Here is a 20,678-nt window from a genome sequence, read left to right on the forward strand (position 1 = left end):
GGGGTCATTCCTTCGTGAGAGAGAACAGGGGATGGTCATCGTTTATCGAGAGCCCGGGAGATCAGGTGGCCTGCCGCCTGCAGGACCAGGACGGCGGCGATCGTGAGGACGATCGCCGTGTACATGAGGGTGAACTGATACTCCTGGTAGCCGTAGCGCAGCGCGAAGTCGCCGATCCCGCCTCCGCCGACGACGCCCAGGACGGTCGAGTACGAGACGAAGCTGATCGTCGCGGACGTGAGCGCGTACACCAGTCCGGAGCGGGCCTCGACGTAGAGGAACTTCGTCACCGTCTGCCAGAGGTTCGCTCCCATGGACCGGGCCGCCGTGAGGATGCCGCTGGGCAGCTCCAGCAGGATCTGCTCGACCAGGCGCGCGTAGATCGCGATCGCGACGAAGGCCAGGGGGAAGGACGCCGCGGTCGTTCCGAACGTCGTCCCGAACACCATTCGCGTCACCGGGATCATGAAGACGACGAACAGCAGGAACGGGAAGGATCGCACGATGGTGACGTAGAGCTCCGCCGCGATCCAGACCCCGCGGTTCTCGACGAGGCCGCCCCTGCGGGTCAGGAAGATCAGAGTGCCCAGCGGCAGGCCGAGCAGCACCGCCGCGACGATGGCGGCGAGCACCATCCAGCCCGTCTCCACGAGCGCCTCGACGATCTTGTCGCCGGATTCCGCGAAGACGACGAGGATCTCGTTCACGCAAGCACCTCCGTCATTGAGTGAGCGCCTTCCGCGCGTGCTCCAGGTAGCTGCCGTCCGTGGCACGTCGTCGGCCGTTCACCGTCAGCGTCTCGCGCAGCCTCCCCCGCTCGAACACTGCCGCGCGATCGCAGATCGCCTTCGCCACGTCGAGTTCGTGGGTCACCACGACGATGGTGGTGCCGTACTCGTCGCGCGCATTCTGCAGGAGGCGCAGGATGTCTGCCGTCGTCGACGTGTCGAGTGCGGAGGTCGGCTCGTCTGCCAGGAGCACGGAGGGCCGGGCAGCCAGGGCCCTCGCGATCGCGACGCGCTGCTTCTCCCCGCCGGACAGCTGCGCCGGGTAGTGGTCGCGACGATGCTCGAGCCCGACGAAGGCGAGCAGTGCCGCGAGCAGGTCCGGATCGCTGCGCCGCTGGATCGTGAGGGGCAGCTCCATGTTCTGGCGGACCGTGCGATTGCCGAGCAGGTTGAACCCCTGGAACACGGTGCCGATCCCGTGCCTCAGCCGGTTGAGCCGCCGCGGGGACAGCGTCGACGGGTCCACCCCGTCCAGCAGGAGTGTGCCCTCCGTCGGGTGAGCGAGCGCTCCCAGCAGCTCCAGCAGCGTGGACTTGCCCGCCCCGCTCTCGCCCAGCACCCCGAAGATCTCCTGGCGCTCGATCACGAGCGACACGTCAGCGAGCGCGGTGACGGAGCCGAACCGCTTCGTGACACCGCGAAGATCCACTGCTGGACTGCTCGCCTCAGGCGCACGGACTTCTGACGAGCTCGTGCCGGGCGGGGTGGGACGGACGGACATGGGGCGAGGTCCTCCAGCGTGATCGCGGGTCTGCGTGTCCGCACTGAGCGGCACGCGGGAAGACCAGCACCAGGACGAGTGTGGATTCCCTCAGATCTTCATGACGACCCCAGCAGTCTATGGTGGTCCTGACCACTGTGGAGGGGATGCGGGTATTAGCTTGCGCACACCGCAGTGCACGGACAGGTCCGCCTCCCTCGCAGAGCGGCGGGCCAGGAGAGGACGGCGATGGCCGAGGACCCGCAGCCCGTGCTGTACACCGCGACCGCGGTCAATCGGACGGGACCCGATGGCGTGAGCCTGACGGACACTGGGTGGCACGTTGCGGTGCAGTCGCCCGTCTCCGCGACAGGGCCTGCTGCGCTGGAGCAGGCCGACCGCACCACGAACCCCGAGGAGCTCCTGGCGCTCGCGTGGGCGACCTGCCTCTCCGGGAGCGCCCGCGTCGTCGCTCCCGGTCGCGACGTGACGGTCCGGGTCGAGGTCGCCCTGCACGGGGACGCGACCGGATCCGGGTTCGCGTTCACCCCGACGGCCTTCGTGTCCTTCGCCGACACCGATGCGGAGGCGGCGGATCGGCTCGCCGCCTCCGCCCACGCGCGGTGCCCCATCTCGAAGCTGCTCAGCGGCCGGGGGACCGCGACGGTCGTCGCCGTACCGCACTCCCCCGATTCTCCCGCATAGCGCCACCCCACGAGAACCGCCCCTTGACCCTGACATCACGTGGGCCTACAGTTAAGTTGTTCCTTCATAAAGGAGTTCCTTCAATGGCAGCCACCGACCGCCTCAGCCTCGTCTTCGCCGCACTCGCCGATCCCACACGCCGGGAGATCCTCAGTCGCCTGGCACAGGGCCCGGCCACGGTGGGCGAGGTGGCCGGACCGTTCGACATGAGCGCGCCTGCGATCTCGCAGCACCTCAAGGTGCTCGAGCGTGCGGGCCTCGTCACGCGTACGGTCACGGCCCAGTGGCGGACCCTGTCGCTGGAGGCACAGCCGCTCAGCGAGGCCGCGACGTGGGTCGACGAGCAGCGCCGCGACTGGAATCTGCGCCTCGACGCACTCGAACACCACCTCGAGGCGATGACAGCGAGAACGAACAACGACGTTCAGGAGTGAGCATGATGAGCACTGCAGACAGCACCGAACAGATCCCCGAATTCTCGATCACCCGCACCCTCGAGGCTCCACGGGCCCTCGCCTGGAAGGCCTGGACCGACGAGGCCGAACTCGCCCGATGGCTGCGGCCGTTCGGGGTCTCGACGGATTCGGTGTCGTTCGACGTCCGCGTGGGCGGCCGCTTCCGCTACACGATGACGAACGATGAGACCGGCGAGCAGTTCCCGACCGGCGGTGAGTTCCTCGAGGTCCTCCCCCAGGACCGGCTCGTCTTCACCTGGGGAGAGCCGGACTCGCCCGTGGAGGGCACCCCCGTCATCACACTCACCTTCACACCTGAGGGTGAGCGGACGGAGCTCGTCCTCCACCTGCGCGGATACGACGGTCAGCCCGGCGACGGCTTCGTCTTCGACGGGTGGGACGAGGCGCTCACCAACCTGGACCGGCACCTCCGCGGTGAACTGCCCGGCTGACGTCGCGAGGACCCCACACCGTGCGCACTGAGGCGCCGGTCACCTGAGGGGTGGCCGGCGCCTCAGTGCGCGCCGCGGGGAGAGTCAGGACCTCACTGGCCCGGATGTTCTCACTGGCCCGGATGCTCCTGGAGCCTGCCGTGGCGACGGGCCGCACGGGACTCGGAGTCCATCCGGTCGACATCCGTGAGATCGATGCCGCGGGTCTCCTTCGTGAAGAGCAGCGCGACCAGCGAGAGCGCGGCGGCGGCCAGGTAGATGGCGATCGGGATCGACGAACCCGTCGCACTGAGCAGCGCCGTCGCGATGATCGGCGCGAACGACCCGGCGACGATCGCCGTCACCTGGTAGCCCAACGACACACCGGAGTAGCGCATGCGGGTGGGGAACATCTCCGACATGATCGCGGGCTGGGGTGCATACATGAACCCGTGGAAGATCAGGCCCGTGAGGATGCCGATGAAGATCATGAGCCCGTCACCCGTGTCGTACAGCGGGAAGGCGAAGAAGCCCCAGGTCGCCGTCAGCAGGATGCCGATCAGATAGGGCGGCCTGCGGCCGACGATGTCCGTGAGCTTGCCGATGAACGGCACCATGACCGCGTGGAGCGCGTGGGCGCCCAGGAGCAGTCCCAGGATCTCCGCGTTGTCGACGCCCACCTGTATCGCCAGGTAGGTGATGGAGAACGTGACGACGAGGTAGTAGTGGATGTTCTCCACCAGGCGCAGCCCCATCGCGCTGAACACGCCACGGGGGTAGCGCTTGAAGACCTCGACGACGCCGTAGCCCGCGTCCTCGTCGTGGATCTCCTGGTGAGCCTCCTGGAAGATCGGGGCATCGGACACGCGGGTGCGGATGTACCAGCCGATGACGACGATGACGGCAGACAGCCAGAAGCCGATCCTCCAGCCCCACGACAGGAATGCCTCGCTGGACAGGACCGAGGTGAGGACGAAGAGGACTCCCGTCGCCAGCAGATTGCCCAGGGGCACGCCGGACTGCTGCCAGGAGGCCCAGAACCCGCGGTCCTTCGGCGGCGAGTGCTCAGCGACCAGGAGGACGGCGCCGCCCCACTCGCCGCCGACGGCGAATCCCTGGATGAGGCGCAGCAGCACCAGGATGATGGGAGCGGCGTAGCCGATCTGATCGAATGTCGGCAGGCAGCCCATGAGGAACCCACCAGCACGATCGAGAACTGCAGCAGCGCCTTCCGACCGTACTTGTCACCGAAGTGACCGAAGACGATACCGCCCACGGGCCGCGCGATGAAGCCGACCGCGTAGGACCCGAACGCGAGGAGCACCGCGTCGAACGGGTTGTCCGTCTGCGGGAAGAGGATGTGATTGAAGACCAGCGTCGCGGCGGACGCATAGAGGAAGAACTCGTACCATTCGACGACCGTTCCAGCCATCGAAGCCGCGACGACCTGCTGCAGCTGCCTCGTCTTCGACTTCTTGGCGGATGGCGTCTCACCTGGATGGGTGGACATGCGGGCTCCCAGGGGGACGGGGGCCGTCGTGTGCGTGCCGTCCGGTCTGCGGTCCCGACCACGTCGCCGGGATCAGCCGGAGCGCACCGGCGGCCGATGCGGAGCGCACGAACAGGCAGCGGTGCCCGCTCGTGTGCAGTACGCCACACAGCATGCGATCCGCAGCGCAAGGATTCAAATGACACTCCCGGAGATGCCACGGCTCCGGGCCTGCGATTCTGCAGATGCCGTCTGCGCGGGTAGACCCTAGTCCTCTGCGGACGTGCTCCCCGTTTGCGGCGATCGGGAGCGATCGGTCGCACGCCCCCCGCTTCCCTTCGGGGGCCCTTCGTTCGCCGCGGCGAGCCCGGCGAGCATCGCGTTGTACGCCTCCAGCTCCGCATCGCCGGATCTGTCCTCTGCGCGATCGCTGCGCTTCGCCTCACGGGTCGAGGACTTGAACCATTCCACCGCCATGATGATCGCGAGCCCCAGGGTGGGGAACTCACCGATCCCCCAGGCGATCTCGCCGCCCTGCGCCTGGTCCTCGATCGCGCTCACCCATCCGTGGCCCACATTCCCGTACCAGTCGCCGGCGATGAGCGCCGTCGAGGACATGATCGAGATGCCGAAGAAGGCGTGGAAGGCCATCGTGACGAGGAGGATCAGGAGCCGCACCGGGTACGGATAGCGGTTCACCCCCGGGTCGATGCCGATGATCGACTGCGCGAAGAAGTATCCGGCCGCCAGGAAGTGCAGGATCATGAGCTCGTGACCGATATGGGTGTCGAGCGCGTACCACATGATGCCGGAGTAGTAGAAGACGATGAGCGAGCCCGCGAAGTTGATCGCCGCGACGATCGGATGCGAGAAGAACCTCGCATAGCGCGAGTGGACGATCGCGAGCACCCATTCGCGCACGCCCCGCGATCCGTCCCGACGAGGCGCGAGTCCGCGCATGAGCAGGGTGACCGGCGCCCCGAGCACCAGGGGGATCGGCGCGATCATGACCAGTGCCATGTGCTGGAGCATGTGCGCGGAGAACAGCACGCGACCGTAGACCGACACACCGCCGCAGGTCACGTAGAAGAGGATCGCGAGCCCCACGAGCCAGCAGATCGTCCGATGGATCGGCCAGGAGTCGCCGCGGTCGCGCAGCCGCTTGACCGCGAGCAGGTAGAGCACCGCAGCCCCCACCGTGATGACGACCCAGATCGGGTCGAAGAGCCACTCCGTGAAGTAGCGGGCAGCCGTGGGCTCCGGAGGCAGCGCTTCTCCGGACAGCAGCTGGAACGCGCTGGGCTGCTCGGGCGCCTCGTCCGGGACCGGCGGAGCCGTTCGCGACAGGACCACGCCCAGCGCAGTCGCCGCACCGAAGAGGACTATCTCTCCCAGCACCAGGCGCCAGAACAGCAGCGAAGCACGCGCCGCGCCCGAGGCCGCGGCACCACTCGCTGCTCCCTCGCCCTTCCCGGCGTGCGCGTCAGTACCGGCCCGGGGCGCGGCCGGAGCACGGACGGCACCGGGCAGCCGTCCGATCACGGCGCGGCGGTGCGCCCATCCCGCGACGCCGAGCAGGATGGTGAGCGCCAGCTTGGTGATGAGCACCAGGCCGTACGGTGTCAGCCAGTCGTCGATCCCGCCCACCCGCAGCAGAGCGTTCGTGAGCCCCGAGTACATCACCAGCGCGTAGGCGATGAGCGCGATCGTCGAGTACCGGGCGACGATCGCTCCGAGGTCCGCCCGACGCGTGAGACCGGGTGCGATGACTGCGAGCGAGAGGAGGCCGCCCAGCCAGATCACGACGCCGACCAGGTGGATCGACAGGCTGCCGACCGCCTCGATGTGCCCATCGGCGTCTGCCGAGTGGCCGAGGATCGACAGGAGCAGGATCGGCAGCGCGGACACGACGAGCGCCGCGGCCACCCCTGCGAACGAGCGCAGGCCGAACACCAGCATGGAGCCCACGGCGATGAGGGCCACGATCGAGAGCCAGACGCGGCCCAGGTCGATCGTCGTGATGAACGACCACAGCTGAGCGGAGAACTCGCCCTGGAACGCCTGCGCACCTGCAGTGTCGACATAGGTGAGCACGAGCACCGCGACGGACGAGACGGTCCAGACGGCCGATGCCACCTGCGCGACGCCCAGCAGGCGGTTCCATTCGGGGTCGATGAGGGAGGACCTGCGTCCGGTGGTGCGGGGGAACACGACGACGGCCAGCAGGAGGGAGCCGATCGTGAGCGCCATCGCGGCGTTGAAGACGAACTCCGCGGTCGGCAGACCCCAGCGGCCCAGCGGGCCGGAGTCCGCGAGCACCGTCGGCGCCGCGGCGCCCGTCGCGATGAGGCCGATGGATCCCGCGAGCGCACCGATCAGGACGAACAGCGGCAGTGCGGCGACCCTGATCTGGGGTTCGATCCCCGTGATCGCGTCCCCGCGGGATGCCGGGGACGCCGTTCTCACCGCATTGCGCACACTCTCGGTCACAGCCGTCGGTCGTCCAGAGCGGGGAACGACGTCCGGCGGGAGTGGATCGCTTCGATGTCGATGTCCGCGGTGATGATCGATTCGTCGGCGCCGGCCTCCGCGAGGACGTTCGCGGACGCGTCGAGGATCACCGAGTGTCCGCCCATCGGGGTCTTCGCATGGAATCCTGCGGTGTTCACGGCGACCATCGCGCAGAAGTCCTCCGCTGCGCGGGCGCGGGCCAGGAGGCTCCAGTGATCGACGCGCGGGGCGGGCCACGCAGCGGGGACCACGAACACCTCGGTCCCGGCGTCGAGCAGTGCACGGAACTGCTCGGGGAAGCGGAGGTCGTAGCAGGTCGCGAGTCCCACCGTCACGGTGCGCCCGTCGACCTCGATCGGCGCGGTGACGATATCGGAGCCCGCCTCGAGCAGCTTGGGCTCGCCGTTGCCGAACCCGAACCGATGGATCTTGCGGTAGACGGCGACGATGTCCCCCGCCGGGTCGATGAGCACAGAGGTGTTCCACAGGCCGCGCTCACCGTCGGGCAGCTCGGGCAGTCGCTTCACATCGTGGTCGACGGAGGCGAGCCTCTCGAGCGCTTCTGGAGTCCCCTCGATGAGGGAGCCCATGTGGAGGTGGGTGCCGGTGTCCCGTGCCGCAGCGCGCATCGCCGTGACGATCGGACCGTCCAGCGTCTGGGCGGCGGCCCCCCAGTTCCGATACCCGAAGCCGGACGACGGCCACAGCTCCGGCAGGACGATGAGGTCGGACGAATGCTGGGTGCGGACCAGGTCCGCCGCCCGGACGACCCGGTCCTCGAGCGTTTCGTGGTCGTCGTAGGCCAGCTGGATTCCAGAGATGCGCATGCTCCCAGCGTATCGCCGCGCCCTGACCGCGCGCTAATGCGGTCAGGGCCCATGCACGTGCAGCAGGCCGTGCATGCAGAAGAGCGGCCGGGCCCCGGAGGGTCCCGGCCGCTCTTCAGCGATCATGCGCGTGAGCGCATCACATCACTTGGTGCCGGCGGCAGCCTTGAGCTTCGAACCGGCGGACAGCTTCACGGAGTAGCCTGCCGGGATCTCGATCTCGGCACCCGTCTGCGGGTTGCGGCCCTTGCGAGCGGCACGCTCGGTGCGCTCGACGGACAGCCAGCCCGGGATGGTGAGCTTCTCGCCACTGGAGACGGCCTCAGTGAAGGACTCGAAGACGCCGTCGAGCACGTCGGAGACCTGCTTCTGGGTCAGTCCGGACTTCTCTGCGACCTCTGCAACCAGTTCGCTGCGGTTCTTAGCCATGGATGTGTCCTCCTTCAGGACTGGAGTACGGCTTCAGTGCTGTGTTCGGGTTACGCCTGGTCCGAAACTACCAGACGGCGATCAGCGATCTGAGGATCCGGCACGCGGATCCTCAGGAGATCACCAGCTGGACTTCGTCACACCGGGGAGCTGGCCCTTGTGCGCCATGTCCCGGAAGCGCACGCGCGACAGCCCGAACTTGCGGAGGTGCCCGCGCGGGCGGCCGTCGACCTGGTCGCGGTTGCGGAGGCGCACCGGCGACGCGTCACGAGGCAGCTTCTGGAGGCCCAGACGAGCCTCTTCGCGCTGCTCGTCGGTGCTGTCCGGGCTGACCAGCTGGCGCTTCAGCGTGGCGCGGCGCTCGGCGTAGCGCTCCACGATGACCTGACGCTGCTTCTCGCGTGCGATCTTGGACTTCTTAGCCATGTGCGCTCAGCGCTCCTCTCGGAAATCGACGTGCTTGCGGACCACGGGGTCGTACTTCTTGAGCACGATGCGGTCCGGGTTGTTGCGGCGGTTCTTGCGGGTCACGTAGGTGAACCCGGTGCCGGCAGTCGACTTCAGCTTGATGATGGGGCGAATGTCCTGGACTTTTGCCATCAGAGCTTCACTCCCTTCGCGATGAGGTCGCTCACGACAGCGTCGATCCCGCGTGCGTCGATCACCTTGATGCCCTTGGTGGACACGTTGAGAGTGATGTTGCGGCGCAGAGACGGCACGTAGTAGCGCTTCTTCTGAATGTTCGGATCGAAGCGACGCTTGGTGCGTCGATTCGAGTGGGACACGTTGTGTCCGAAACCGGGGACGGCCCCGGTCACCTGGCAGGTTGCTGCCATGACTTCCTCCAGTTCACAGTTGGCGGCGGTGAAGCACCGACCGGCATCCCACGTGCGGACACGCGCTGATCCGATCGTCTGCCTGCATCCTTCGCAGACATCAGCACAGATTCCACCGAGTGCAGCTCCTGCGTGTGCGAGGACACGCCTGAAGAACCGCGAGCGGTGATGTGCAGGCACCCGGTGTGGATGTGCCTACGCGCCTCGTCGAGTGACGGGGCACGAGATGTCTCACCAGCGCTGTAGCCGAAGCCTGTGAGAGAGGGCCTAGCATACGTGCAGCGCTCAATGAGCACGTGCGGCGAATCGTGCAGGACGACGCGCCGCGTTCACAACAGTCCACGATCTTATGCGAGGGGGGCCTCGCGCGGCAAGTCGCGCCGGAGCTCCCGCGCCGATGATGTTGCCGCACCTGTCCCCGCGTGCAAGAGTGACAGCATGCATCTCCTGCCAGACCCCTTGAGGGTCGGGCACCGAACGCTCGGGGCCCGATGAGCTCCCCGGAGCTTCCCTCGTCGCGATCTCCCCGTCCCCGCATCCGCAAGGCCCACAGCTACGAATACGAGTACTCGGGCCCGCGCGCGGGAAGAGCAGTCGCCTCCGATGCCGCGGTGTCCGCAGGTGGAAGCCACTGGTACGGCGATGACGGAGTGCTGTACTACCGCGGAGACGACGGCGCGGAATTCTACTGCGCCTCGGACGGCGCCTACTATCCCCGCGAGCTGCTCGTCGATGCCCTCGCCGCGTCCTCCGCCCGGACGGCCGACGATTCGGCGGCGCACGACCGGTCCACGTACTACGAGTACATCGCTCGCCATTCCGCGGAGCTTCCCGCACAGCAGAGTTCCCCACACGGCTCGCCCACGAACGGCTCCGGACCTGCGCATGCCGCACACGCGCAGGGCACCTCCGCCGAGGCGCCGGTCACCCACGGCGCAATCCCTCCCCGCCCCACGACGCCGCCCACCGCGCTCCCGGGCTCCACGACTGTCGCCGGAGCGCCCGAACTCGCACGGGGCGCGGGACGGGCGGACTCCTCCGCCGCCTCGCAGGGCGAGAGCGGCGCACTGCGGAGACGCACCGGCCCGCTCACCTTCGGGGCGATCGCGGTGATCGCGGTCCTCGCACTCGGGATCGGGCTGGGGTTCACGTTCCTCGGACCGGATCGCGGCATCCAGGCGACCGACATCGAGTCCCCCGGCTCGTCCTCGACCCCCGGCAGCCCTGCACCCGACGACGCAGGGGACGACGGTGACGTGCCCGCGACGGCTGGCGAGCAGCTGGACGCACACGTGACCGCCGGGACCCGCGTCGCCGAGCAGCGGCTCACTGATCAGTGGGTGGTGCAGCTGAGCGCCAAGAAGCCGGGGCTCGAAGCAAACGGGCGCACATGGGACGAAGAAGCCATCCTCGAGGAGTTCCAGGAGAACCAGGGGCGGCACCCGGAAGCGGTCCTCCTGTGGAGCGGCGACTGGAGCAGCTTCAGGCTCGGGGACTTCTGGGTCACCGTCCTCGCGGAACCGTACGACAGCCCCGACGAGGCACTCGCGATGTGCACGGACATGGGCCTGGACCGCGACAACTGCTTCGCGAAGAGGCTCTCCACGTCCGAGGGACCCGACGGGACGACCGCACTCAACGACTGAGACCGGCCGGTCAGTGCCCCGGGAGGTCCTGCTCCTCGCATGACCGGCATGCGGCGCAGCGGCCCGCGAGATCGACCGTGAGCTCCACGTCGTCGTAGCCCGCATCTGCCGCGGCCAAGAGCATCGCACCCTGCTCGACCTGCGCGGCGATCTCCTCCGTGCGCCCGCAGCCGTGGCATCGCAGGTGGTGGTGGATGCTGTCGCCGCACCGGCGATACAGGACGTCACCGTCGCGGCTGTGCACCGCGTGGATCTCGCCCTTCTCGCTGAGACTCACCAGATGGCGGTAGACGGTCGCGAGCGAGATCTCTGCACCGGCGGAGCGCAGATTCGTGTGGAGTTCCTGCGCAGAGATGAGCCGGCGGTCACGCTCCATGATCGCGACCAGCGCATCACGCTGTGCCGATCGCCTCTGTCGGCGCATCGGCGCACTCTGATGAGGTGACACCCGTACCCTTTCGTCCGGCGGCCCGGATTCCTCGAAGCCACCCGTTCGGCAGCGTCACAGCGGTCCCGGCCCGCGTCACTGGTCCGCACCGGCCGGCGCCGGGGTGGTCCCGGCTGCCGGCCATCCGCGATGCCGGCCATCCGCATGGTGGGGCGGCCGGCACCGCACCCGAGTGCAGACACTCCGGCCGGCCGCCCCGCGCGGGACACCGCTCAGAAGATGAGGCGCACGGGATCCTCGAGCACGTCGGCGACGTCTCGGAGGAACGTCGAGATGGTCTCGCCGTCGACCACGCGATGGTCGGCGGAGACCGTCAGCGTCATCACCTCGCGCGGCACGACGGCGTCGCCGACGACCCAGGGCTTCTTCTGCACACGGCCCGCGGCGACGATCGCGCTCTCGCCCGGGTTGATGATCGGAGTGCCCCAGTCCACACCGAACACGCCGACGTTCGTGAGGGTGATCGTCCCGCCGGACTGAGCCGCCGGCGGGGTCTTCCCGGAGCGGGCGACCTCGACGAGTTCGCCGATGCTGCGACCCAGGTCCGCCAGCCCCATCGCGTCCGCATCCTTGATGTTCGGCACGATGAGTCCGCGCTGCGTGGCCGCTGCGATGCCGAGGTTCACGTAGTGGCGCAGCGTCACGTCGTCGCCGTCCATGCGGGCGTTCATGTAGGGGTGCGCGATCGCCGCCCGGGTCACGGCCTTCGCGATGATCAGCAGCGGGGAGACGCGCACGTCATCGCCCAGCGCACGATCGGCCTTGAGACGGCGCACGAGGTCCATCATGCCGGTGACGTCGACGTCCACGCCGATCGTCACGTGCGGTGACGTGAACGCGGAGGCGACCATCGCATTCGCCATGGCCTTCTTCACGCCCTTGACGGCGACGCGCTCTTCGCGCACCGCGTCGGCCGTCCCCGCCCCGACGCTCGTCGCAGCGATCCCGGTGGCAGCGGCGTCGGCTCCGGCCGCACCTGCGGTGCCGCCGGACTCGAGGTGTGCGAGGAGGTCGGACCGCGTGACCTCGCCGCGCACCCCGGTCGGGGTGACTGCCGCAAGGTCGACGCCGCGCTCCTTCGCGAGCTTCCGCACGGGAGGCTTCGCCATCGGCCGACCGTCGCTTCCCGCTCTGGGCGCCTCCCTCGTGACGGGGGCGACGTCATCGGGCGGCGGGACGGCGGCCGCGGGGGCGGACGGAGCGGTGCCGCCCGGCGCGGGACTGCCGGATGGGGTGGGCGCGGTCGCCGCCGCAGCACTGCCGCTCGCCGCCTTGCGCGGGCGACGCTTCGCGGATGAGGCGACCGCGCCGTAGCCCACGAGCGTGGCACCCGAGGAGTCCTCGGACCGCTCGGCCCCGGCGGCCTCGGCGGCGGGCGCCTCCGCACCCGGGGCGACGGCTGCGGCCGGGGCGGGATCCTCCCCGCCCACAGGCCCGAAGCGGACGATGGGTGTGCCCACGGCGACCGTTTCGCCCTCCTCCACGAGGAGGGCGCCGATCGTGCCCGCGTGGGGGCTGGGAAGTTCGACGAGTGACTTCGCGGTCTCGATCTCGACGAGGATCTGGTTGACCGTCACCGCGTCGCCTGCGGCGACCTTCCACGAGACGATGTCGGCTTCAGTGAGTCCCTCTCCCGGATCGGGGAGGAGGAAGACGTCAGACATGGTGTCCTTTCTCAGACTCGGTCGACCGGGCTCAGTACGCGAGCGAGCGGTCGACGGCGTCGAGGATGCGGTCGAGATCGGGAAGGTAGTGCTCTTCGAGCTTCGAGGGCGGGTACGGAGTGTGGAATCCGCCGACCCGCAGGACCGGGGCCTCGAGGTGGAAGAAGCTGCGCTCTGAGATGCGCGCGGCGAGCTCAGCGCCCAGCCCCAAGAACACCGGGGCCTCGTGGGCGACGACCAGGCGACCGGTGCGCTTCACCGACTCCTCGACGGTGTCGAAGTCGATCGGGCTGAGGCTGCGGAGGTCGACGACCTCGACGCTCGCACCCTCGTCGGCCTTCGCATTCGCGACATCCAGCGCAGTGGGCACGAGCGGGCCGTACGACACGAGCGTGAGGTCGGTGCCCTCGCGCACGATCTGAGCGGAGTGCGTCCGGGGACCGCGCTCGTCCGTGTCGACGTCGCCCTTCATCCAGTACCGGCGCTTCGGTTCGAAGAACATCACCGGGTCGTCGCTGCGGATCGCGTCCTGGATCATCCAGTACGCATCGTGGGCCGTCGACGGGGCGATGACCCGCAGTCCCGCGTGGTGCGCGAAGACCGCTTCAGGACTCTCGGAGTGGTGTTCGGGGGAACCGATCCCGCCGCCGTACGGCACGCGGATGACCACGGGGATGTTCTCGTTGCCGCCGGTGCGGGCATGGAGCTTCGCGACCTGGGTGACGATCTGGTCGTACGCGGGGAAGATGAAGGCGTCGAACTGGATCTCGATCACGGGACGGTAGCCGCGGATCGCCATTCCGATGGACGTGCCGACGATCCCGGACTCCGCGAGCGGCGCGTCGATGACCCGCTGTTCGCCGAAGTCCTTCTGGAGGCCCTCGGTCACGCGGAACACGCCGCCGAGCTTCCCGATGTCCTCGCCGATGAGCACGACCCTGGGGTCATCCTCCATCGACTTGCGAAGTCCCGCCGTGATCGCCTTCGACAGAGGCATGGTGCTCGTCATATCAGGCGTGCTCCTCCACGTCGGCGAAGGAGTCGAGGTAGGCGAGGTAGGCATCGCGCTCCTCGTCGACCAGTGCATGGGGCTCGTTGTAGACGTGCGTCCACATGTCTTCGGGCGCAGGAGGCGTCATCTCCACGCACGCCGCACGGATGCGCGCAGCCATCTGATCGGCCTCTGCGTCGATCGCCGCGAATTCGTCGGCGGTCACGCCCTGGTTCTCGAGGTAGCGGCGCAGTCGCAGGATCGGGTCCTTCGCCGCCCAGGCCTCGGTCTCCGCAGCACTGCGGTACTTCGAGGGGTCGTCGGCCGTCGTGTGCGCGCCCATGCGGTACGTGAAGGACTCGATGAGGAGTGGGCCGTTGCCCGCGCGGATCGAGTCCGCACTGGCCCGTGCCACAGCGTAGGTCGCCAGCACATCGTTGCCGTCGACACGGATGCCCGGGATCCCGAAGCCCTTGCCCCGCTGGTACAGGGGGGTCGGTGTCTGGGTGGAGGTGGGCTCCGAGATCGCCCACTGGTTGTTCTGGCAGTAGAAGAGGACCGGGGCGTTGAACGCCCCCGCGAACGTGAGTCCCTCCGACACGTCGCCCTGCGAGCTGGCGCCGTCGCCGAAGCAGGCGACTGCGATCGCATCACGGTCGATGTCACCGGTGCCCACATCGCCGTCCAACTGGATCCCCATGCCGTAGCCGGCAGCGTGGAGGACCTGGGAGCCGATCACGATCGTGTAGGTGTGGAAGCGGTTGGCCTGCGGGTCCCACCCGCCGTGGGTCTGACCGCGGAAGATGCCCAGCAGCTCCGTGGGGTCGATCCCGCGCGTCCAGGCGACGCCGTGCTCGCGGTATGTCGGGAAGACGAAGTCCTGCTTCCGCAGGGCGCGGCCCAGGCCAATCTGCGCGGCCTCCTGCCCCAGCAGCGGCGCCCACAGGCCCAGCTGGCCCTGGCGCTGCAGGGCGTTGCCCTCCGCGTCGACGCGGCGCACCAGCACCATGTCGCGATAGAAGCCGAAGAGGTCCTGCGTGTCGAGTTCAGCCGCGAACACGTCGTATTCGCCTGAGCTGACACGCTCTCCCTCCGGGGTGAGCATCTGGATCATATGCGGTGCCGCCTGCCTCTTCGCACGCGCTCCCGCTGAAATATCGGACGTCATCGTTCTCTCCTCTCCTGGCCCTGCTCCCGGGTGTGGGCACAGCGCTCGGATGGTGGAGTGTCCACGGTTGTGTGGGCACTCCTGTCGTGATGCGTTTCACATCGCGGGATCAGAATACCTGAGCGCGTGAACCGTGCCAACCTGTGCTGTTCTCTGCCGTGCGCGTGCGCAATGCGCCGTCGAACGGGTGTCCCCGTGACGCATGGGATCGGCTCTCGATGATCATCGTGAGCACCCCCGGACTCCTCCAACGTACGGCCGCGCACCTCGCGTTAGAGGTTCCGAACAGCCGCCGCCGCGACCACCTGCGATCGCCCACAATCGCTCTGACGTCATACTTTGACGTCCGAGTAATCGCAGGTCAGACGGTGGGTCGACGCGGATCAGACGGCTTCGCCGCTCACGGCCGCGCGCCCTCGAAGGAGTGCGTGCTTCGCAGCGGGTCGTCGAAGAACCGGCTGTTCCTCTCCTGCCACTGCGTGAGCTCCGGGTGCCCGCCCTCCTCCAGATCTGTCACGGTGTTGTCGTAGAGCTCGCCGCCGTGCGCGTAGACCGGGCCGTCGAAGGCGGCGTCGATCCGCTCCTCGCTCCATCCCTTCTGGGCGAGCGCCTCCCTCTGCTCCGCCTCATCGAGGTCCACCGTGAGCGTCGTCCACTCCGCCGTGTCCTCATTGCGCGCGCCGTCGAGGTCGGGCACCAGATCCTGCTCGTGCTCGATGGACAGCATGTCGACCCCGTCCGGCGGCGCGAAGTCCGACACGGGCGCCCCGACCGTGAAGACGGTCGTGACGTTCACCCGCTGACGGAACTCCTCGTCGGCCAGCAGGGACGCGGCGACCAGTCCGCCCTGGGAGTAGCCGACGAGCATGACCTCGTCGTCCGGATCGACCCCTGCCTCCTCGATCGCCGTCCGGACCACCTCGTGCTGTGCGGATCGACGACCGGATGCCGTTTCGAGATTCGTCGTGTGGTCGGTGGTCTCCCGCCCCGCACGCAGGGTGTTCCTCGTCGTCGCGGGCACGTACACGATGTGCCTCCTCCGACCGTCCGCGCCTGCCACCTGCTCGACCCGCACCCGCCCGTTGTCCCTCCCCCGCGACTGCGCCCACTGCCGTTCCCACAGCGCCCGGACCGATCCGGGGGCGTGCGCGCCGTCTGCACCTCCTGCGCCGGCCCGTCCGCGTCCGGTCCACTCCTCGACCACGTGCACATCGACCGGCGGACGATGCTGCGGATGGGGCATCAGAGTCTGGCCCCCGAAGAACCCGAACGGCGAGAGGCCGGCGAGCACGAACCCGGTCAGCGTCTGCGAGTCGCGCGGGATCGCGCCCCAATCCGCCGGGGTGAAGACGAGACCCGGAGGGACGCCCAGGAAGCCCGCCACGAAACCCGGGACCACGTGCTCCATCGCCGCCCCGGTGAGATCGGAGTGCTCGCCCGCCTGCTGCGCGGCCCAGACGGCGCCGTCCGCCAGGACGCCGAGCACCGCCTCCGCCCCGTGCTCCGCCACCTCCTCGACGTCGATCCCGGTGACCTGCTCGATGTGGTCGAAGACTCCCGCCTCCTTCGCCGCACTCCACACGTGGACGACGCCGGTGGCCACCACCAGCCCCTGCACCGCGGCATTCCCGACGACGACCATCGTGACGGGGTGGAACACGACCGTGCGCACCCCGTGTCCCGCCACGTTCGCTGCGGTGTCGAGCGCGACGGCCAAGGAGGCCGCGATGAGTGCGTCAGCGGATTCGTAGGCGTCCGCGCATCCCCGCAGCGCAGTGGCGATGCCCCTGATCCGCACGCCCGCCCCGGCCGCGCGGGTGAAGAACCGTGCGCAGGCGACCTCGAGAGCCGCTCCCGTCACGGGCGACGCGGCAAGCGCGAGGACGGCGGGGTCCGCCTCCGCTCGCGCCAGCGCCACGAGCACCCTCTCGAACTCCTCGGCGCGGGCGGAGAGGACGTCTGCGCGCGCCCGCATGTCATCCAGACGCGCCGTCGTCCCACCCGACCCGCCGGTGACAGTGACGTCCTGTGACGGTCCCGCGCTCATCGACGCGGATCCCGCGTGCGGGTCTGCACACTCTCCTGCACGCCCTGCTGCACGCCCTGCTGCCTGGAGGCCACCTGCGCCGCCCCCGTGTGCCCGGAGTCCTCGCGCGCATGCGCCGCACTCTCCTGCACGCGCAAGAATGCCTCAGTCAGCTGCGCGACCAGCTCACGCCGCAGCACTCCGGACTCCGGATGGACGATGGAGCGCACGCTCATGGTCGGGCACACGTCCGGCAGCGCCCAGCGCCCCACGACTGCGATGTCAGCGTGTGCGGACTCCGGCACGAGCTCTGCGAGGCGGCGGGCAGTGTCCGCGGTGTCGAACACGCCCAGCAGCAGCGCCCCGGGCAGGGGCGCCCGGACGGTCGCTGCATGGCCGCCGGCTTCGTCTGCCGCCCCCTGCGCGCTGTCGGGCTCGTGGGGCGCCCATCCCACGAGGACTGCGGAGGATCCGCTTCCCCACGCGGACTCAGCGATGAGAGTCCCGCGCGGTCCGAGGAACCAGTGGACCGAACGCACCGGCGCCGCGTCCGCGAAGCCCATGACACGGTCGCAGAGTCCGTCTCCTCGCTCCGGCCGGCGGTCGGGAGACGCGTGCGCGCCCGTGCTCCGGGCCGGGCCAGTCGTCGACGCGGCGTCCCTCCTCAGTGCTGAGTCTGCGGCATCGAGCCTCTGGGCGACCGCTGCGGGACGCAGCACCGTGGGCCAGCGTCCGCCTCGGGTCAGAGCCGCGGAGAAGACGTCGAGCGCGCTCACCGCGCACCAGACCCTGCGGCCGTCCGGCGCACCCGTCGGACTCACAGGAGACCCCCGAAGGGGACGGGGTTCGCCAGCCCGGGCAGCGGCAGGCCGGGCCCATCGCCTCCCGCCGCTGCAGCGGCTGCGAGCGCGTCCACCACAGCGCGCAGCGCATCGATGTGGGCGGTCAGCGCGTCGATGACGTCGTCGGCCAGACTCATGAGATCGTGCCCGTCGCGCACCCAGCCCGCCAGCGCATCCCTGAACGCCCCGCTGGAGGAAGCCCGCCACTCCACGTGCTGCGCCTCCTGACTGCGGGCGATGATGGCCCCGATCTCACCGGCCTGCGCCACCCACACCGCCCTGTCCGCCTCGAGCGTGTCGATCACTGCTGCCGCCGCCCCCGCGAAACTCGTCATGACGCTCCCCTCTCCACCACGTGCCCTCCACCGCTCGGCCCCTCGCCCTTCGACACCTTTCATCGGCTCTGCGCGGTGCACCACCGCCTCCCGCCGCCTGTGGATGCGTCCTCCTCGATCCCCAGGGACCGGCGCGTGCGGGGAGCCGTCCACGTCCCGGGCAGTGACCTCAGGTGCGCACGCACCCGCGTGAGAGAATCGCGGCATGACGAACCGTGTGCAGCTCGCCCAGATCGACCCCGCCCTCGCGCTCAGCCCTCTCGACGGGCGCTACCGCGACGACGCCGCTCCGCTCATCGACCACCTGTCGGAGGCCGCGCTCAACCGCAACCGGGTCCATGTCGAGGCCGAATGGTTCATCCACCTCGCCGAATCCGGCGCCGTGCGCGGCACCAGAGAGCTCCTCGAGGACGAGAAGACGCAGCTGCGCGAGTGGGCCGCAGGGTTCGACGCGGAGACGATCGACCAGCTGCGGACCTTCGAGGCCGTCACGGTTCACGACGTCAAGGCCGTCGAGTACTCGATCAAGGAGTTCCTCGACCAGATCGGCGCGGGCGACCTCTCAGAGCTGGTCCACTTCTGCTGCACCTCGGAGGACGTCAACAACCTCTCGTACGCACTGGGGATCAAGGGCGCGGTCCAGGACGTGTGGCTGCCGACCGCCCGGACGCTCGTCGACTCCCTGGCTGACATGGCCGACGAGCTCGCGGACACGGCTCTCCTCTCCCACACGCACGGCCAGCCCGCGACGCCGTCCACCATGGGCAAGGAGCTCGCGGTGTTCATCCACCGCCTGCGCCGCCAGCTGGCGCGCATCGAGAAGACGGAGTTCCTCGGCAAGATCAACGGTGCGACCGGCACCTACGCCGCCCACGTCGTCGCGTCCCCGGGCGTCGCATGGCCCGGCGTCGCACAGAACTTCGTCGAGCATCTGGGCCTGACCTTCAACCCGGTCACCACGCAGATCGAGTCGCACGACTGGCAGGCGGAGCTGTTCGCGGACATCAGCCGCTTCAACCGCATCTGCCACAACCTCGCCACAGACATGTGGACCTACATCTCGATGGAGTACTTCACCCAGATCCCCGTCGAGGGCGCGACCGGCTCGTCGACCATGCCGCACAAGGTCAATCCGATCCGGTTCGAGAACGCAGAGGCGAACCTCGAGATCTCCAACGCACTGCTGGATTCGCTGGCCTCGACGCTCACGACCTCACGGCTCCAGCGCGACCTCACGGACTCGACGACGCAGCGCAACATCGGAGTGGCCTTCGGCCACTCACTGCTCGCCCTCAACAACCTCGTCAAGGGCCTGGGACGCCTCGAATGCAACACCGACGCCCTGGAGGCAGACCTCGACCGCAATTGGGAGGTGCTCGCGGAGGCGATCCAGTCGGTCATGCGCGCGGCGTTCCTCCGCGGGGTCGGAGGCATGGACAATCCCTACGAGAAGCTCAAGGAACTCACCCGCGGTCACCGCGTCGACGGTCCTGCACTCCGGGAGTTCGTGAGCGGGCTCGGGCTGCCCGATGAGGACACGGCACGCCTCGCGGCGCTCACCCCCGGCGCATACGTGGGGATCGCTGCAGAGATCGCTCGTGAGGAGACCGCCGCCTGGCGCGCCTCCCGCTGAGCCGGCGCCCCCTCAGGCGATGGCGATGTATTCGAGGACGGGGCGGCCTGCGCTGCCGTAGCGCGGCCTCCGCTCCAGGAGGCCCACGTCCGCCATCGCCTCGAGATAGCGCCGAGCCGTGACGCGGGAGACGCCGATCCGGTCGGCGGCCTCTGCCGCGGAGTGCCCCTCATCCGCGAGGAGTCCCAGGATCCGATCCTGCACGGCGTCCGGCACGCCCTTCGCCCGCTGCGGGCCGGTTCCCGCGCGCAGTCCCTCGACGGCTGCATCCACCTGCGACTGGGTGATCTGGCCGGCCCCTTCCTGCTCTGCTCCCAGCGACATGCGGAAGCTGCGGAACGCCTCGAGCTTGGTCTTGAAGACCGGGAAGGTGAACGGCTTGAGGATGTAGTGGACGACGCCGAGGGACAGCGCCTCCTGCACGACCTGCATGTCGCGTGCAGCGGTCACCGCTATGACGTCGACCGGCACCTTGCGGGCGCGGAGGCTGCGCACGAGCATCAGCCCGTGGCCATCGGGCAGGTTCATATCGAGGAGCACCAGGTCCACCCGTTCCGCGTCTATCCCGATGATCCGGTCCGTGAGCGCGGCAAGGGCGTGCTGCGCATTCCGCGCGATGCCCACGAGGTGGAATCCGTCCACGCGGTCGACGTAGGACGCGTGCGCCTTCGCCGCGATCTCCTCGTCCTCGACCACGAGCACGCCGAACGGGGCCTCTCCGCGACCCGCCGGCTCACCTGCTTCCCTCATGCGC

Annotated in this window: 21 protein-coding genes and 1 pseudogene; 5 read left to right on the plus strand and 17 right to left on the minus strand. The window is 69.0% G+C overall.

Annotated features, from left to right (window positions below; genetic code table 11):
• Positions 1 to 35: 35 nt before the first annotated feature.
• Positions 36 to 707 (minus strand): methionine ABC transporter permease, encoded by a 672-nt coding sequence (locus BJEO58_RS08580; protein WP_180951887.1) that lies wholly within the window; start codon positions 705 to 707, stop codon positions 36 to 38.
• A 13-nt stretch (positions 708 to 720) separates the two neighbouring features.
• The gene (locus BJEO58_RS08585; protein ID WP_101589052.1) at positions 721 to 1,509 is read right to left on the minus strand and encodes a methionine ABC transporter ATP-binding protein; all 789 of its coding nucleotides are present in this window, start codon (positions 1,507 to 1,509) and stop codon (positions 721 to 723) included.
• A gap of 228 nt (positions 1,510 to 1,737) precedes the next feature.
• On the opposite strand from BJEO58_RS08585, the gene BJEO58_RS08590 reads away from it, so the two are divergent.
• The 3 genes from BJEO58_RS08590 to BJEO58_RS08600 all read left to right on the plus strand — a co-directional run bounded on the left by BJEO58_RS08590 (position 1,738) and on the right by BJEO58_RS08600 (position 3,100).
• Positions 1,738 to 2,193, plus strand: a complete 456-nt coding sequence (locus tag BJEO58_RS08590; RefSeq protein ID WP_101589053.1) for an OsmC family protein — start codon at positions 1,738 to 1,740, stop codon at positions 2,191 to 2,193.
• A gap of 83 nt (positions 2,194 to 2,276) precedes the next feature.
• Positions 2,277 to 2,627, plus strand: a complete 351-nt coding sequence (locus BJEO58_RS08595) for an ArsR/SmtB family transcription factor (RefSeq protein ID WP_101589054.1) — start codon at positions 2,277 to 2,279, stop codon at positions 2,625 to 2,627.
• 2 nt (positions 2,628 to 2,629) lie between these two features.
• The gene (locus tag BJEO58_RS08600) at positions 2,630 to 3,100 is read left to right on the plus strand and encodes an SRPBCC family protein (RefSeq protein ID WP_219617096.1); all 471 of its coding nucleotides are present in this window, start codon (positions 2,630 to 2,632) and stop codon (positions 3,098 to 3,100) included.
• A 110-nt stretch (positions 3,101 to 3,210) separates the two neighbouring features.
• Here the strand turns inward: BJEO58_RS08600 and BJEO58_RS08605 are convergent.
• The 7 genes and pseudogenes from BJEO58_RS08605 to rpmB form a co-directional block, all read right to left on the minus strand.
• Positions 3,211 to 4,589 (minus strand): annotated as a pseudogene (locus BJEO58_RS08605) (MFS transporter).
• A 246-nt stretch (positions 4,590 to 4,835) separates the two neighbouring features.
• Positions 4,836 to 7,034 (minus strand): bifunctional copper resistance protein CopD/cytochrome c oxidase assembly protein, encoded by a 2,199-nt coding sequence (locus BJEO58_RS08610; RefSeq protein ID WP_257904204.1) that lies wholly within the window; start codon positions 7,032 to 7,034, stop codon positions 4,836 to 4,838.
• A 20-nt stretch (positions 7,035 to 7,054) separates the two neighbouring features.
• The gene (locus BJEO58_RS08615) at positions 7,055 to 7,906 is read right to left on the minus strand and encodes a nitrilase-related carbon-nitrogen hydrolase (RefSeq protein ID WP_101589055.1); all 852 of its coding nucleotides are present in this window, start codon (positions 7,904 to 7,906) and stop codon (positions 7,055 to 7,057) included.
• Positions 7,907 to 8,050: 144 nt separating this feature from the next.
• Entirely contained in the window at positions 8,051 to 8,335 is a 285-nt protein-coding gene (locus BJEO58_RS08620) for an HU family DNA-binding protein (protein WP_087006385.1), read from the minus strand.
• Between the two features lie 120 nt (positions 8,336 to 8,455).
• Complete coding sequence (gene rpsN / locus BJEO58_RS08625; protein ID WP_101589056.1) at positions 8,456 to 8,761, minus strand: 30S ribosomal protein S14; 306 nt, start codon at positions 8,759 to 8,761, stop codon at positions 8,456 to 8,458.
• Between the two features lie 6 nt (positions 8,762 to 8,767).
• On the minus strand, positions 8,768 to 8,935 hold the full coding sequence (gene rpmG / locus BJEO58_RS08630) for a 50S ribosomal protein L33 (protein ID WP_101589057.1): 168 nt from the start codon (positions 8,933 to 8,935) through the stop codon (positions 8,768 to 8,770).
• Positions 8,935 to 9,171, minus strand: coding sequence for a 50S ribosomal protein L28 (gene rpmB / locus BJEO58_RS08635; protein WP_101589114.1), 237 nt, complete (start codon positions 9,169 to 9,171; stop codon positions 8,935 to 8,937). The genes rpmG and rpmB overlap by 1 nt, the downstream gene beginning before the upstream one ends.
• A gap of 491 nt (positions 9,172 to 9,662) precedes the next feature.
• Between rpmB and BJEO58_RS08640 the strand changes: the two genes are divergently transcribed.
• The gene (locus tag BJEO58_RS08640) at positions 9,663 to 10,817 is read left to right on the plus strand and encodes a hypothetical protein (protein ID WP_101589058.1); all 1,155 of its coding nucleotides are present in this window, start codon (positions 9,663 to 9,665) and stop codon (positions 10,815 to 10,817) included.
• Between the two features lie 10 nt (positions 10,818 to 10,827).
• On the opposite strand, the gene BJEO58_RS08645 is transcribed toward BJEO58_RS08640, so the two are convergent.
• From BJEO58_RS08645 to BJEO58_RS08675, 7 genes are all read right to left on the minus strand, one after another.
• The gene (locus tag BJEO58_RS08645) at positions 10,828 to 11,241 is read right to left on the minus strand and encodes a Fur family transcriptional regulator (RefSeq protein WP_101589059.1); all 414 of its coding nucleotides are present in this window, start codon (positions 11,239 to 11,241) and stop codon (positions 10,828 to 10,830) included.
• Positions 11,242 to 11,477: 236 nt separating this feature from the next.
• Positions 11,478 to 12,929 carry a dihydrolipoamide acetyltransferase family protein gene (locus BJEO58_RS08650; protein WP_101589060.1) on the minus strand — a complete coding sequence of 484 codons (1,452 nt, stop codon included), beginning with the start codon at positions 12,927 to 12,929 and terminating at the stop codon, positions 11,478 to 11,480.
• Between the two features lie 31 nt (positions 12,930 to 12,960).
• A complete protein-coding gene (locus BJEO58_RS08655; protein ID WP_101589061.1) occupies positions 12,961 to 13,938 on the minus strand; it encodes an alpha-ketoacid dehydrogenase subunit beta in 978 nt (325 codons plus the stop codon).
• A gap of 1 nt (position 13,939) precedes the next feature.
• Complete coding sequence (pdhA, locus tag BJEO58_RS08660; protein WP_101589062.1) at positions 13,940 to 15,088, minus strand: pyruvate dehydrogenase (acetyl-transferring) E1 component subunit alpha; 1,149 nt, start codon at positions 15,086 to 15,088, stop codon at positions 13,940 to 13,942.
• A 400-nt stretch (positions 15,089 to 15,488) separates the two neighbouring features.
• A complete protein-coding gene (locus tag BJEO58_RS08665; protein ID WP_101589063.1) occupies positions 15,489 to 17,135 on the minus strand; it encodes a lipase family protein in 1,647 nt (548 codons plus the stop codon).
• Positions 17,132 to 17,890: a hypothetical protein gene (locus BJEO58_RS08670; RefSeq protein WP_101589064.1), complete on the minus strand. Its 759-nt coding sequence runs from the start codon at positions 17,888 to 17,890 to the stop codon at positions 17,132 to 17,134. Before BJEO58_RS08670 ends, BJEO58_RS08665 begins: the two co-directional genes overlap by 4 nt.
• Before the next feature lie 41 nt (positions 17,891 to 17,931).
• The gene (locus tag BJEO58_RS08675) at positions 17,932 to 18,291 is read right to left on the minus strand and encodes a hypothetical protein (protein ID WP_101589065.1); all 360 of its coding nucleotides are present in this window, start codon (positions 18,289 to 18,291) and stop codon (positions 17,932 to 17,934) included.
• A 205-nt stretch (positions 18,292 to 18,496) separates the two neighbouring features.
• Here BJEO58_RS08675 and purB point away from each other — a divergent pair, with 205 nt between their 5' ends.
• Entirely contained in the window at positions 18,497 to 19,924 is a 1,428-nt protein-coding gene (gene purB, locus BJEO58_RS08680; protein WP_101589066.1) for an adenylosuccinate lyase, read from the plus strand.
• A gap of 12 nt (positions 19,925 to 19,936) precedes the next feature.
• Here the strand turns inward: purB and BJEO58_RS08685 are convergent, their stop codons facing one another.
• Complete coding sequence (locus BJEO58_RS08685; protein WP_101589067.1) at positions 19,937 to 20,674, minus strand: response regulator; 738 nt, start codon at positions 20,672 to 20,674, stop codon at positions 19,937 to 19,939.
• Positions 20,675 to 20,678 lie beyond the last annotated feature (4 nt).

It is taken from the genome of Brevibacterium jeotgali (assembly GCF_900169175.1).
In the GTDB taxonomy this organism is placed as follows: domain Bacteria; phylum Actinomycetota; class Actinomycetes; order Actinomycetales; family Brevibacteriaceae; genus Brevibacterium; species Brevibacterium jeotgali.

Excerpts from the sequence above, each read along its gene's own strand:
- BJEO58_RS08685 (WP_101589067.1), bottom strand. The coding sequence starts at position 20,674 with ATGAGGGAAGCAGGTGAGCCGGCGGGTCGCGGAGAGGCCCCGTTCGGC.
- rpmG (WP_101589057.1), bottom strand. The coding sequence starts at position 8,935 with ATGGCAAAAGTCCAGGACATTCGCCCCATCATCAAGCTGAAGTCGACT.
- BJEO58_RS08620 (WP_087006385.1), bottom strand. The coding sequence starts at position 8,335 with ATGGCTAAGAACCGCAGCGAACTGGTTGCAGAGGTCGCAGAGAAGTCC.
- rpmB (WP_101589114.1), bottom strand. The coding sequence starts at position 9,171 with ATGGCAGCAACCTGCCAGGTGACCGGGGCCGTCCCCGGTTTCGGACAC.
- BJEO58_RS08655 (WP_101589061.1), bottom strand. The coding sequence starts at position 13,938 with ATGACGAGCACCATGCCTCTGTCGAAGGCGATCACGGCGGGACTTCGC.
- rpsN (WP_101589056.1), bottom strand. The coding sequence starts at position 8,761 with ATGGCTAAGAAGTCCAAGATCGCACGCGAGAAGCAGCGTCAGGTCATC.
- BJEO58_RS08665 (WP_101589063.1), bottom strand. The coding sequence starts at position 17,135 with ATGAGCGCGGGACCGTCACAGGACGTCACTGTCACCGGCGGGTCGGGT.
- pdhA (WP_101589062.1), bottom strand. The coding sequence starts at position 15,088 with ATGACGTCCGATATTTCAGCGGGAGCGCGTGCGAAGAGGCAGGCGGCA.
- BJEO58_RS08645 (WP_101589059.1), bottom strand. The coding sequence starts at position 11,241 with ATGCGCCGACAGAGGCGATCGGCACAGCGTGATGCGCTGGTCGCGATC.
- purB (WP_101589066.1), top strand. The coding sequence starts at position 18,497 with ATGACGAACCGTGTGCAGCTCGCCCAGATCGACCCCGCCCTCGCGCTC.
- BJEO58_RS08650 (WP_101589060.1), bottom strand. The coding sequence starts at position 12,929 with ATGTCTGACGTCTTCCTCCTCCCCGATCCGGGAGAGGGACTCACTGAA.
- BJEO58_RS08615 (WP_101589055.1), bottom strand. The coding sequence starts at position 7,906 with ATGCGCATCTCTGGAATCCAGCTGGCCTACGACGACCACGAAACGCTC.
- BJEO58_RS08595 (WP_101589054.1), top strand. The coding sequence starts at position 2,277 with ATGGCAGCCACCGACCGCCTCAGCCTCGTCTTCGCCGCACTCGCCGAT.
- BJEO58_RS08640 (WP_101589058.1), top strand. The coding sequence starts at position 9,663 with ATGAGCTCCCCGGAGCTTCCCTCGTCGCGATCTCCCCGTCCCCGCATC.
- BJEO58_RS08590 (WP_101589053.1), top strand. The coding sequence starts at position 1,738 with ATGGCCGAGGACCCGCAGCCCGTGCTGTACACCGCGACCGCGGTCAAT.
- BJEO58_RS08675 (WP_101589065.1), bottom strand. The coding sequence starts at position 18,291 with ATGACGAGTTTCGCGGGGGCGGCGGCAGCAGTGATCGACACGCTCGAG.
- BJEO58_RS08600 (WP_219617096.1), top strand. The coding sequence starts at position 2,630 with ATGATGAGCACTGCAGACAGCACCGAACAGATCCCCGAATTCTCGATC.
- BJEO58_RS08585 (WP_101589052.1), bottom strand. The coding sequence starts at position 1,509 with ATGTCCGTCCGTCCCACCCCGCCCGGCACGAGCTCGTCAGAAGTCCGT.